This window comes from Candidatus Kapaibacterium thiocyanatum, assembly GCA_001899175.1.
GTDB classification, from domain to species: domain Bacteria; phylum Bacteroidota; class Ignavibacteria; order Kapaibacteriales; family Kapaibacteriaceae; genus Kapaibacterium; species Kapaibacterium thiocyanatum.
In genome coordinates, this window is record MKVH01000024.1 from 255,578 (window position 1) to 267,948 (window position 12,371).

Here is a 12,371-nt window from a genome sequence, read left to right on the forward strand (position 1 = left end):
TCATTGAACTTCGTACGGAATAGACGGAGGAGTCGGTTGTGTATTCAGTCAGCATTGATCAATTGGAATCCCTTCAGAGAATACTCATTGACGCCGCCACCTATGCAAAAGACATTGGTGAACAGGAGGACTCCTATCAGTTCATTCGATCAGAACTAATGCGCGACGTAGTACTTAAGGAACTGATTCCGGATTCTATTCGCGCGTCGCGCGATCTGGGGCAATTCCGGGCTCTGATGCAAAACGAAGGTGGGTATAAGGATCGCAGAGATGTCATATGGAAAAGTATGCAGGCTTTATTTGAGAAACTCGAATCGGGTTCGACTGCACCTCATGCCGCACGTACATCCGTCGTTCTGGAAAAGTTCATTGGAGAAGAAGTTCAAAGGAACTGGGACAAGGCGCTTGGTCGGGCACATGATGACCCCGAGGGTGCGATTACGATGGCGAGGACTCTCTTGGAGCTGGTTTGTAAGCATATCCTGGACGAAAAGTCAGAGGGCCCAATCGATGACGAGTTGCCCAAGCTGTATGCTTCTGCGGCCAGATTGTTGAATCTTGCACCGAACCAACATTCGGAGCAGTCGTTGAAACAAATCCTTCAAGGCTGCACTAGCGTAGTTCAAGGTCTCGGAACTCTAAGAAACAAGGAAGGAGATGCTCACGGACATGTGAAGATATACCGTCCCAAGGCACGGCATGCTGAGCTAGCTGTTAATCTAGCGGGCGGAATGGCCTTGTTTCTCGTTCGAACATTGAATGATGACTAGGATTAGGAATATCTGTGATCGAAGGCGTTGAGGACGGCCCGATGTATCAACGGACGAGTTAGATTTTGGTGGGATGGCTGAATTTGTACGGAGATAGTGCAGCCGTTGGGGCTACAGAGACGAGGAGGTCTGGCAAGTAATGAAGGAAACAGGCGTCGTGACCGAAAAAGCCGGACGGACCTACGCCGGAACAGGGTATTCGGGCATAACCAACAGATCATGTGGAAGTCCGTCTGGACAAGCCTATCTTTACCTGTTTTTGCCGGCATACCATCGCTACCATGAAAACCAAAGCTTCGAAACGGGCCAAGGCTGATCCCGAGATCGATCTTACGGACGAATCCCTCTATCTCAATCGTGAACTGAGCTGGCTCGAGTTCAACAGGCGCGTTCTCGAGGAAGCGGCCGACACGACGCATCCGTTACTCGAGCGTCTGAAGTTCCTGTCCATCTTCGGTACCAACCTCGACGAATTCTTCATGATTCGGGTCGCTGGGCTGAAGGAGCAGATCTATTCGGACGTGACGGAACTGACGGAAGACGGTATGACGCCGTCCGAGCAACTGAAGGAGATCCGTAGCCGGTTACTGCCCCTCTGCAGGAAACAGGCCGAGATGTACCGGAACGATATCTTTCCCGGCATGGTTCGCGAGGGTATCGTCATCCATACCTTCGATGAGCTGACGGCAGAAGAGAAGACGGAATTCGAACGCGACTTCGTCGACAACATCATGCCCGTATTGACGCCGCTGGCACTGGATCCGGGACACCCGTTCCCGCGTCTGCTCAATCGTTCGCTGAACATCGCCTTCGTGCTGTTCGACGACGAAGATGGCCAGCAGGAGATGAAGATCGCCGTCCTGCAACTGCCTTCGGCATTGCCGCGTCTGGTCAAACTGCCGCGGGCTGGTGGGCACCACTTCATTCCGCTCGACGAAATCATCCGTGCCCATGCAGGCATCCTGTTCCCGGGTCTTGCGTTCCGCGAATCCCACGTCTTCCGCGTCACGCGCGATGCCGATGTCGAAATAGCCGAGGATGAGGCCAACGACCTCATTACGGCCGTCGCCGAAGGTATTCGCCAGCGTCGCTGGGGAACGGACCCCGTACGTCTCGAAGTCGGGCCGGACATGCCGCGATTTCTCCAGACCTTCCTGATGAAGTCGCTGGACCTCGATCCGATCGACGTCTATTCCACCGATCTCCCGCTGAACCTGCAGGAATACCTCTCGCTGATGACGCTCGACAAGCGCAAGTTGAAGGATACGCCCTTCACGTCGCGTGTACTGCCGGAGTTCAACATCGAAGGAGCGAACCTGTTCGATACGTTGAAGGACGGCGACCTGATGGTCCACCATCCCTTCGACTCCTTCACGAATTCCGTCGTGCGCTTCATCAAGGCAGGTGCCGACGATCCGCAGGTACTGGCCATCAAGATCACACTCTACCGAGCCGGTGGCTCGTCACCCGTGATCGACGCCCTGAAGCGGGCGGCCAGCAACGGAAAGAACGTGACGGCCTTCGTGGAGCTGAAGGCCCGCTTCGACGAAGAGAACAACATCCAGTGGGCGCGCGAGCTCGAGCATGCGGGTGTGCACGTCGTCTACGGCGTCCTCGGATTGAAGACGCACTGCAAGGTATGCCTCATCATCCGCAAGGAAGGCAAGCAGGTGCTGACCTATGCCCACGTCGCGACGGGCAACTACAATCTGACGACATCGCGCATCTATACGGACATCGGCATCTTCACGGCACGCCAGGAATTCGAGCGGGACTTCGTCCATCTGTTCAACATGCTGACGGGATATTCGAAGCATCGGGCATGGCAGCATCTCGGTATCGCTCCGGTGAATCTGCGCGACCGATTCGTCGAACTGATCCGTCGCGAGGCGGAGCATCAGCGGAATGGCCAGCGTGGTCACATCATCGCCAAGATGAATGCCCTCATCGATCCCGTCATCATCCGGGAGCTGTACAAGGCATCGATGGCCGGTGTCCGGATCGAACTCATCGTGCGTGGCGTCTGTGCGTTGCGTCCCGGTCTTCCCGGTGTGAGCGACCACATCACCGTGCGGAGTATCCTGGACCGCTTCCTGGAACACAGCCGGATCTTCTACTTCCACAACGGCGGCAAGGAAGAGGTCTTCATTTCCAGTGCGGACTGGATGACTCGCAATATGGAACGTCGCGTGGAGCTGCTCTTCCCGGTCTACGAAAGCAAGCTCAGGGTGCGCCTGCGCGACGTGCTCAAGCTGTATCTTGCGGACAACGTCAAGGCGCGCGTGCTCAACAGCGACGGTATCTACGAGCGCGTGGCTGCTCCCACAACGGAGCCCCTGCGCGTACAACGCGCCCTGATGGATTCCCCAAAGAAACGCTGAGCGCCATCGCAGGGTGGCTGGTTCGTCATGATCGTTCGCCTGGCCCTGCGCCATCTTGTCCCGCGTCAGTTCTCCGTGATCTCCATCATCACGGTGTCGTCCGTATTGGGTATCGTCATCGGCACGGCAGCCCTCATCATCGTGATGTCCATCTTCAACGGCTTCCGCAACGTGGCCCGCGATCTCATGGTAGGCTTCGGTCCGCACGTACGCGTCATCCCCGCCGAAGGAACGGCACTGCAGGATGCCGAGCGGCTGGAAGGAATCGTCGCTTCGACGCTTCCGGGCGCGACGACGATGGCCGTGATGGAATCGAGACTCGTCATCCAGTCCCGCGGCATCACGTCGGTGATGACCGGCGTAGGGCTGAAGCCGGGGGATGCTGCACGCGCTTCAGGTCTGCAGCGTTCCATCGTCGTCGGTACCTTCATGACGACGCCACACGACAATACGCCATCCATCGTACTTGCGGCCGGTCTCGCCGACAAACTCCAGGCCTTCATCGGCGATACGGTGACGTTGCTGTCTCCCGAGATGATCGAACAGGCGTTGATGACGATGGCCCGCCCGAACGGTCGTCGTGCCGTGGTGCGAGGGATATTCCAGTCCAACTCCACGCGGGACGTCGACTTTACCTATGCGTATACGGACGTGTCCGTCATCCGCGCGCTGACGCGTCGTACGGCGCCGACGGCGATCGATATCACGATGGCCCGGCATGACAGGGCGGCCGAGTATGCCGCCAGGCTCCAGGCGGCGACGGCGTCGCATGGATTCGCCGTCAAGGTGCTCTCGTGGGAAGACATCAATCGCGGGCTGTACGATACGATGAAGCTCGAACGTCTGGGATCGTTCATCGTCCTGGCCCTCATCGTTCTCGTGGCTGCCTTCAACGTCCTGGTGTCACTCACGCTGAGCGTCGTGGACAAACGGCGGGATATCGCCATCCTCAAGTCCATCGGCGCTACCGACGTCATGATCCAGCGTACCTATCTCTTGCAGGGGCTGTTGATCGGCGTCGTGAGTGTGGCCGCAGGAACGGCCATAGGTATCGGAGTATGCCTGGGACAGATCCACTACGGATGGATTTCCTTCGATCCCGCTGCAGGCTATCTGATTCCTGCATTGCCTGTCGACGTCCACACGACGGATGTCATGGTCACCGTGGCCACCGGGCTCATCCTTTCATGCTGCGCGGCCATCTATCCCGCCCGGCGCGCCTACCGGTCGAGTATCGTCGAGGGGATCCGTGTCTCGTGATGCCGTTGGCTACGCGTGACGTACATGCCCGGCGGAGGATGTCGCCTGTGAAGGCACGACGACCGATGTGAAGGCATGTACGGGAATCGTATCCGGTTCCATGCGCAGGGGCGCATCCTGAAGCCTTATCTCAGCGCAGCCGTTCCAACGCGGCTACGACCTTCAGCGTGATCTCGTCGCAGACCTGATAGCCTGCCGACGTCAGGGCGATTCTCTCCTCATCGACGACGGCGAAGCCGGCGTCGAGCCAGTAGCCGAGGTAGGGCTGAAGTGCATCGATGAGATCCACACCGAAGGTGGATGTGAACATCTGCCTGTCGAGGCCATCGGCACGGAGCTGCAGGAAGGCCAGTTCCACGAGCCGTTCAGCTGGACCGAGCCGTTCCGTGTTCGCATTGGGGGGGATTCCTGCGTCGACCTTTTCCGACCACGACGTGAGACTGCGATGATTCCAGTACCGTTCGCCATCGACGTAGCCATGGGCGCTCGGACCGTAGGATGCGTAGTCGTCGCCGTGCCAGTAGGTGAGATTGTGGCGGCAGCGATGTCCGGGCAAGGCGAAGTTGCTGACCTCGTACTGTTCGTATCCGGCCGAGGTCAGACGATCCATCGCATGGGCATACATGGCCGCATCCTCTTCTTCGGGATGGGGCTGTACGAGACCCTTCTGCAGTTGGGCATAGAGCGGAGTGCCATGTTCGTAGACGAGGGAGTAGGCGCTGATATGATCGGGCTTCAGCGCGAGCATGCGCGACAGCGACAGTTCGAGCGATTCCGGTGTCTGTGGCGGCAAGGCGAACATGAGGTCCATGTTCACGTTCGTGAAGCCCGCGGCCCGTGCGAGATGCATCGCTTCGTCGGCCTGTTCGGGAGAATGGATGCGGTGGAGGAAGGCGAGCTCTTCCGGGACGAAGGACTGCACGCCGAAGGACAGTCGGTTGATTCCGAGGCCGTGGTAGGCCGTCAGTGATTCCAGCGAAACGGTACCCGGATTGCATTCCATCGTCCATTCTGCATCGTCGGCGATGGTATGGACGTCATGCAATGCCTTGACGATACGGGCTAGATGATCGGGACGAAGCAGCGACGGCGTTCCACCACCGAAGAAGACGCTTGTGGCCGGGCGCTCCGTAATTCTTCCGCGTAGCGCGATCTCATGGAGCAGGCGATCCACGAACGTGTCGATGAGCCCCGTGGACTCGATCGAATAGAAGTCGCAATAGGTGCACTTCCGTTCGCAGAAGGGAATATGGAGGTAGATGCCCTGCATCTTCGTGTTCATCATCTGATCATGGAGAAGAGGCGGCCCCATCGCACGTGCTTCGCGGTATCGTCGGTGGACGGACCGTAGGACCAGTAGACGAAGAGCGGTTTGCCGATGATCCGCGTACTGTCCAGCAGACCCCAATATCGCGAGTCGTAGCTGTTGGCACGGTTGTCGCCGATGACGAACAGACGTCCCTCGGGAATGCGCAGACGCAGGATCCCCGAGTCGGCGATGCTGACAGGGCCGGGCGCCGCACTCAGCGGCGGTGTGGGCAGACGCATGTCGTTGACGAAGATTTCGTTCGGTGTGAGTACCAGGCTGTCGCCGCCGACGGCCACGACGCGCTTGATGAGCGGGCGGTCGTCGTCCGGTCCTGTCGTATCCGGGCCACGGAAGACGATGACGTCGCCGCGCTCGACGGAGCCGATGGTATAGGCGAGTTTGCTGACGACGATGTAGTCGCCCGCGAGCAGCGTCCGTTCCATCGAATGGGACGGAATCATGAATGCACCGATCACGAAGATCTTCAGCAGGAGCGCTGTTGCAGTAGCCGCAAGCGCCGTCCATAACACGTCGCGTAGGGAGATCATTCGATGCATTGACCGATACGGGACCATCGGATCGTGGAGAATCGATCCGGCAGTGGTTGTGAGATGTCCCATGACCAGGCGATGGCCAGGGGACTACCGTAGAGATTGCGTACGGGGACGCAGCCGTCGAAGCGCGAGTCGAGGGAGTTGTCGCGGTTGTCGCCCAGACAGAAGACGTAGTCCTGTTCGACCACGTAGCGATTCGCGGGAGTGCCGTCGATCGTCCGCGAATTGCCGTCGACCTCGTGTCCTTCGCGCTCGATGAAGACAGACCAGGCTGCGAAGGCTTTTCCCTCGAGCCACAGTGTGTCTCCGATCCGGGGGACGCGCAGCGGGCCATAATCGTCGGAGGTGTAGCCGTAGCCGGCGGGGAACGTCAGATACTGTTCGTCCTTGTTCCGCATCATCCGCATTTCCGGTGTTTCGGCCGAGGGGCGGGCATACGGGGCATCGGGCACGAAGTGGCTGTTGACGTAGAGCCGGCCTCCGCGTATCGTCACCGTATCACCCGCGACGGCCACGCAGCGCTTGAGATAGTATTCACCGACGGTGGGCGTCACGACGTCGCGTTTGCCGGGATGGATGAAGACGACGACTTCGCCGCGTTCAGGACCCGACCATTGCAGCAGGGGCTTGAACGATAGCAGGCTGCCGAACAAGGGGACGAGATTCTGTGTATTGAGGCCGAACCGGAACTTGTTCACGATGACGAAGTCGCCGCTCGAAATCGTCCGCTCCATCGAACCTGTCGGTGCACTGAAGGTGCCGAAGAAGACGATGACGGTGGCGGCGAGGAAGACGACGGCCACCAGCAGACGACGAAGGAGGCGTTCGATCATCGCACGATGGTGCCGATCCGCGACCAGCGGATGCGTTTGAGCTTCTCCCAGAGCGAACGTTCCATCTGGACACCGACGCGGGCCGACAGGACGGGATCGACGTTGTCCCACGACCAGTAGACGATCATCGGCGTTCCCACGACGTCATGTTCGGGAATGAAGCCCCAGAAGCGTGAGTCGAGGGAGTTGTCGCGGTTGTCGCCCATGCCGAAGACGTAGTCGCGTTCCACGGTATAGGACGATGCCGGACTACCGTCGATGGTCATGCGTTCCGTATCGATGGCATGACCTTCACGCATGATGAAGGTGGCCCATTCGCGGATGTTCTCGCGCGTCAGCGGGATCACGTCGCCTTCCTTCGGAATGCGCAGGGGGCCCCAGTTGTCGCGGTCCCAGCCGCGTCCGGGAGGGAAGGACAGCATGCGATCGCGCAGGTGGGACATCTCGCGTTCTTCCGGAGCCATGTCCTCGAAGCGGGCATGTTCGGGCAGCGGGAATTCCTTGCCATTGACGAAGATGTGTCCGCTCCTGATCTGGAGCGTGTCACCGGCGACGGCGACGCAGCGTTTGAGATAGTATTCGAAGTTGTCGGCCTCCACCTGATCGCGGTTGCCCGGGAAGATGAAGACGATGATGTCGCCCTGGTCCGGCGGGCTCAATGCCGGCAGCTTGTAGTAGGGCAGCGGCATGTTCAGGAAGGGGATGATCTGCGGCGTGCTCGGACCGTAGATGAACTTGTTCACGAAGACGAAGTCACCTGCCAGTACGGTGGACTCCATCGATCCCGTCGGTACGGTGAACGATGCGAGGGCCAGGCCGTTGACGATGGTCACGACCGTGATGGCCCATACGAGCGTCTTCACCCATGACCACAGATGCTCGAAGAAGGTCTCGGGTGCTTTCTGCGCCAGCTTCTTCGCCTTGCGGGTCTTGTACATCGCCTCGACGGAGTCGGGCAGGAACGAGACGATCCAGTCCATTACAGCCATTGGGAGAGAATCCGGGAGTGATCAATCATCGATGGAAAGAACGGCGAGGAAGGCTTCCTGCGGGATTTCCACCCGGCCCACCTGCTTCATCCGCTTCTTGCCTTCCTTCTGCTTTTCAATCAGTTTGCGCTTCCGCGAGATGTCGCCGCCATAGCACTTGGCCAATACGTTCTTCCGCATTGCCGCGATGCTGTCCCGCGCCACGATCTTGGCTCCGATGGCAGCCTGGATGGCCACTTCGAACATCTGCCGGGGGATGAGTTCCTTGAGCTTGCTCGTGAGCTTCTTGCCCCATTCGTAGGCTTTCTGGCGATGGACGATCGACGAGAGCGCGTCCACCTGCTCGCCGTTCAGCAGGATGTCCAGCCGCACCAGCTCACCCGGCTTGTAGTCCGAATATTCGTAGTCGAGCGAGGCATAACCTCGCGTATTGCTCTTGAGCTTGTCGTAGAAATCGAAGACCACTTCGGCGAGAGGCAATTCGAAGCTCATGTCCACGCGCGTCGGCGAAATATACGTCTGACCGAGCATCGTACCGCGGCGATCCATGCACAACTTCATGATCGTGCCGATATACTCCGTGGGGGCGATGATCTGGGCCTTGATATATGGCTCTTCGATCACTTCGATCAACGTAGGATTCGGGAGCTGGGCCGGATTGTCCACCCACAGCTCTTCGCCCTTCGTCGTGACGACGTGATAACGCACGTTGGGGACGGTGGTGACGATGGTCTGGTTGAACTCGCGTTCCAGACGTTCCTGCACGATTTCCATGTGGAGGAGTCCGAGGAAGCCACACCGGAATCCGAAGCCGAGTGCCGACGAGCTTTCCGGTTCGAAGGAGATGGCGGCATCGTTCAGCGTGAGCTTGCCGAGAGCTTCGCGCAGGTCCTCGAAGTCGTCGCTGTCGGCGGGATAGATACCGCTGAAGACCATGGGCTTCACTTCACGGAAGCCGTCGATGGCGGTTTCGCACCTGTTGCCCGACAGTGTGACCGTATCACCGACCTTCGTGTCCTGCAGACGCCGGATGGCGGCCGTGAAGTAGCCGACGTTGCCGGCGGAGATCTCGCCGGTACGATGACGCTTCATGTGGAGGATGCCCACTTCGTCGACGTCGTAGGTCTGTCCCGTAGCCATGAACAGGATCTTGTCCTTTTCCCTGAGGCGGCCGTCGAAGACGCGGACGTTGACGATGACGCCGCGATAGGCGTCGAAGATGGAATCGTAGATCAACGCGCGCAGCGGTTTGTCGGGGTCTCCCTTCGGTGCGGGGATGCGGGCCACGACCGCTTCGAGGATTTCCTCGATCCCGATACCGGCCTTGGCCGAGGCGAGGATGAGTTCGTCCTCCTTGCATCCGAGCAGGTCGATGACCTGCTGCTTGACGGTGTCGATCGTCGTCACGGCGCTCGGCAGGTCGATCTTGTTGATCACCGGAATGATTTCCAGCCCTTGTTCGATGGCCATGTAGAGGTTCGAAATGGTCTGGGCTTCCACACCCTGCGTGGCATCCACGACGAGGAGGGCGCCCTCGCAGGCATGGAGCGAGCGAGAGACTTCGTAGGAAAAGTCGACGTGGCCGGGTGTGTCGATCAGGTTGAGCTGATAGGTGTCGCCAGCCTTGGACCTGTACTCCATCTGGATGGCGTGCAGTTTGATCGTGATCCCGCGTTCCTGTTCGAGCGGGTTGTCGTCGAGGATCTGATTGTAGACCATCTCGCGCTGGGTGACGCGCCCCGTCATCTCGAGGAGGCGATCGGCAAGGGTCGACTTGCCGTGGTCGATGTGCGCGATGATGCAGAAGTTTCGGAATTGATTCATAGACCCCAAAGTTACCATTATATCAGGGAACAGTATGCAGGAAGAAGGGCCGGAACGCACCCGCCGCCGGCCGCCCTGCGGCCGGTAACATATCCCGTTCCCTTCCTGTCTCTGCCTCCTGTTCATGGGTGCAATCCGGTCTCGTTGTTTATCATTCACACAGGGTGCTTTCATGGCTATGCGTACTCGTCATTCGTTCACGGCCGGTATTCTGGGTGGCCTCGTCCTCCTGGCGGGCGGGGTCATGGCACAGGTGCCGTCCAGCAGGATTCCCGTGGCTCCGCCGCGCTGGATTTCGAACGACGTGAAACCGGTCTACCGATATGCGATCTCCGATGGCGGAACGTCGGTCGTGTTGCTGAGATCCGACGATACGTCCGTCGTGACGATCGAACCGGAGTCGGGCGAGGAACTGCTGCATCTGCGCGGTTCGCGTGCGCCCCATGCGCTGGCGGTCAGCCCCGACGGCCTGCGATGCATGGTGACGGAATTCACGGTGGACGATTCCACGGAAACGTCGCGGATGTACGATCTCTTCAACGGACAGCAGCTTTGGGAACGGAAGGAAAAGGCCGGCGTCATGACCATTTCGACGAGGCTGGCGCGGGCGATGGTCTACGTGACGAGGACGTCGCCGTTCTTCGTGGCCACGCCCGAGCTCCGCGACCTGCTGACGGGTGACAGTATCCGGACCTTCACCGATTCTCCTTCGTCGGTCTTCATCGACGACTGGCACCAGCGCATCTACGTCGCCTCGACGAACTGGCACGATGTCGAAGGAGCGCAAGGCGGCTGGATCGTGGAGCTCGATGCGTTCACGGGCGAAGAGCTCCGCTCATGGCAGCCGTCGGCTTACGGCCCGATGTGCCGGTTGGCCGATTCGGACACGCTGCTGATCGCTGGATTCGACAGCGAACGCGATGGATATCTGAAGGTGATCGCCCTCGACCTGACCACGGGAAGGGAACGTACGGTGGTGTCGTGTGCCAGCACGTCGGATGAATACGGTTGCGTCCGTCTTGGATATCCACCCAAGTGGGCCTACAACGATATGGCGGGTCAGTCGGTCCAGTTGCACGGCGTGATGTCGGGACCGGCAGCCATGCCTCTCGTGATCATGTTCGACGGACAGTGTACGCCCACGGCCCGGTATCTCCTCCAGAGCGAGAACATCGAATGGGAGTCCAGACAGCATGCCACGAGCTTCGAGCACACCGTCGATTTCGTGCACCAGAAGCTGTACTACGTGCCCGAAGGTACTGGCTTCGAACGGCAGCCGCTCATCTGCCATCCCGTCAATTTCACGGTCGACGTCCGGGAGGATCGCGAACGGCTCGGCTCCCTGCGTCTGTATACCGATGGCAGCGTGCTGCGCGTCATCCCGCCCGAGATGCCTGCGACGGAGGCGACGATCGACGTGATGGATATGCAGGGACGCCTCTTGCACAGAGCACGGGTGGAGATCGGCAACGGTTCCATCGCCATAGCCATCGACGGTCTGGCGAGTGGTACCTATCTGTGCAGCCTCGCTGCGGGCGAGCGAAGATCGCTCGGACGGTTCAGCGTGATTCGCTGACGGGCACCATCGATAGAACGAAGAAGGCCCGCGGCCGGAAGACTCTCCGGCCCGGGCCTCGTCGTATGTCAGGTGCATTCGGACGACGGATCGCCATTCGCGATGGTCAGGTCCGCCGAGTCATTCCAGCGTCGATTCGCCTGCCGTGCGGGCGCCACGTGTACGGAGCCACTCGGCTACGTCGTGCGCCTCGCTGCGGATGGCTGCATCGAGAGGCGTCAGGCGCTCCCAGTCCGGAATCCAGTTCGGGTCGGCTCCCTTGTCCAGCAGATACTCCGCACTGCGCCGCTGTCCGCCATGGCATGCGTACCAGAAGGCCAGGTCGACCTCTCCTGCATCGGGCGATGCATCGAGGAAGGAACGTTCGAGGCGATCCATCAGGCCCAACGCAGCGGCATCCTTCAGCGTCGTTCGTGCGCCACGCTCCACCAGGCGGCGTGCGGCCTTCCATTGCCCGAAGGCATTTGCGTCGTCCAGCGGCGTGCCGCCGCCGATCACGGCGCCGGTGGCATCGATGTTCGCTCCGGCATCAAGGAGGGCGTCGAGGACATCGACGTCGTCGTTGCTCGCGGCCCAGTGCAGCGGTGTTTCGGTATGCGTTCCGACGAATTCCGCATCGGCGTCCGCTCCGGCCCCGATGAGCATGGCGGCGATCGCAGCACCGTTGGCGACGTGCCCCGGCCAGTCCGTGAGGATATGGAGCAAGGTGCGCGACGTAGTGTCGCTGCCGATCCTCACCGTTGCGAGGCCGATGTTATCCCGGAGGAGACGCCCGAGCGCTTCGACATCACCGGCCTTGATCGCCCTGACCGTAGTTTCGGCGAGGGGGTCGTGCGGCGGGATGGTTCGGGATGTCATGGTCGTGCTTCCATTTG

Annotated in this window: 10 protein-coding genes; 4 read left to right on the forward strand and 6 right to left on the reverse strand. The window is 59.9% G+C overall.

Features of this window, described 5'->3' with window-relative positions:
• Positions 1-38: 38 nt before the first annotated feature.
• From BGO89_09755 to BGO89_09765, 3 genes are all read left to right on the forward strand, one after another.
• Positions 39-770: a hypothetical protein gene (locus BGO89_09755; GenBank protein OJX56805.1), complete on the forward strand. Its 732-nt coding sequence runs from the start codon at positions 39-41 to the stop codon at positions 768-770.
• Between the two features lie 281 nt (positions 771-1,051).
• Positions 1,052-3,151, forward strand: a complete 2,100-nt coding sequence (locus BGO89_09760) for a hypothetical protein (protein ID OJX56806.1) — start codon at positions 1,052-1,054, stop codon at positions 3,149-3,151.
• Positions 3,152-3,178: 27 nt separating this feature from the next.
• Complete coding sequence (locus BGO89_09765; GenBank protein ID OJX56807.1) at positions 3,179-4,411, forward strand: hypothetical protein; 1,233 nt, start codon at positions 3,179-3,181, stop codon at positions 4,409-4,411.
• Positions 4,412-4,541: 130 nt separating this feature from the next.
• Here the strand turns inward: BGO89_09765 and BGO89_09770 are convergent, their stop codons facing one another.
• The 5 genes from BGO89_09770 to BGO89_09790 all read right to left on the reverse strand — a co-directional run bounded on the left by BGO89_09770 (position 4,542) and on the right by BGO89_09790 (position 9,938).
• Positions 4,542-5,681 (reverse strand): hypothetical protein, encoded by a 1,140-nt coding sequence (locus tag BGO89_09770; protein OJX57345.1) that lies wholly within the window; start codon positions 5,679-5,681, stop codon positions 4,542-4,544.
• A gap of 11 nt (positions 5,682-5,692) precedes the next feature.
• The gene (locus BGO89_09775) at positions 5,693-6,268 is read right to left on the reverse strand and encodes a signal peptidase I (GenBank protein ID OJX56808.1); all 576 of its coding nucleotides are present in this window, start codon (positions 6,266-6,268) and stop codon (positions 5,693-5,695) included.
• Complete coding sequence (locus BGO89_09780; protein OJX56809.1) at positions 6,265-7,107, reverse strand: signal peptidase I; 843 nt, start codon at positions 7,105-7,107, stop codon at positions 6,265-6,267. The genes BGO89_09775 and BGO89_09780 overlap by 4 nt, the downstream gene beginning before the upstream one ends.
• A complete protein-coding gene (locus BGO89_09785) occupies positions 7,104-8,045 on the reverse strand; it encodes a signal peptidase I (protein ID OJX57346.1) in 942 nt (313 codons plus the stop codon). Before BGO89_09785 ends, BGO89_09780 begins: the two co-directional genes overlap by 4 nt.
• A 72-nt stretch (positions 8,046-8,117) precedes the next feature.
• Positions 8,118-9,938: an elongation factor 4 gene (locus BGO89_09790; protein ID OJX56810.1), complete on the reverse strand. Its 1,821-nt coding sequence runs from the start codon at positions 9,936-9,938 to the stop codon at positions 8,118-8,120.
• Between the two features lie 160 nt (positions 9,939-10,098).
• Here BGO89_09790 and BGO89_09795 point away from each other — a divergent pair, with 160 nt between their 5' ends.
• Positions 10,099-11,496 carry a hypothetical protein gene (locus BGO89_09795; GenBank protein ID OJX56811.1) on the forward strand — a complete coding sequence of 466 codons (1,398 nt, stop codon included), beginning with the start codon at positions 10,099-10,101 and terminating at the stop codon, positions 11,494-11,496.
• 120 nt (positions 11,497-11,616) lie between these two features.
• Here the strand turns inward: BGO89_09795 and BGO89_09800 are convergent, their stop codons facing one another.
• The gene (locus tag BGO89_09800) at positions 11,617-12,354 is read right to left on the reverse strand and encodes a hypothetical protein (protein OJX56812.1); all 738 of its coding nucleotides are present in this window, start codon (positions 12,352-12,354) and stop codon (positions 11,617-11,619) included.
• Between the last annotated feature and the right edge of the window lie 17 nt (positions 12,355-12,371).

Bases quoted from the DNA above. Each gene is read 5' to 3' on its own strand.
- BGO89_09770 (OJX57345.1), bottom strand. From the start codon at position 5,681: ATGCAGGGCATCTACCTCCATATTCCCTTCTGCGAACGGAAGTGCACC.
- BGO89_09765 (OJX56807.1), top strand. From the start codon at position 3,179: ATGATCGTTCGCCTGGCCCTGCGCCATCTTGTCCCGCGTCAGTTCTCC.
- BGO89_09760 (OJX56806.1), top strand. From the start codon at position 1,052: ATGAAAACCAAAGCTTCGAAACGGGCCAAGGCTGATCCCGAGATCGAT.
- BGO89_09780 (OJX56809.1), bottom strand. From the start codon at position 7,107: ATGATCGAACGCCTCCTTCGTCGTCTGCTGGTGGCCGTCGTCTTCCTC.
- BGO89_09775 (OJX56808.1), bottom strand. From the start codon at position 6,268: ATGATCTCCCTACGCGACGTGTTATGGACGGCGCTTGCGGCTACTGCA.
- BGO89_09785 (OJX57346.1), bottom strand. From the start codon at position 8,045: ATGTACAAGACCCGCAAGGCGAAGAAGCTGGCGCAGAAAGCACCCGAG.
- BGO89_09795 (OJX56811.1), top strand. From the start codon at position 10,099: ATGCGTACTCGTCATTCGTTCACGGCCGGTATTCTGGGTGGCCTCGTC.
- BGO89_09790 (OJX56810.1), bottom strand. From the start codon at position 9,938: ATGGTAACTTTGGGGTCTATGAATCAATTCCGAAACTTCTGCATCATC.
- BGO89_09800 (OJX56812.1), bottom strand. From the start codon at position 12,354: ATGACATCCCGAACCATCCCGCCGCACGACCCCCTCGCCGAAACTACG.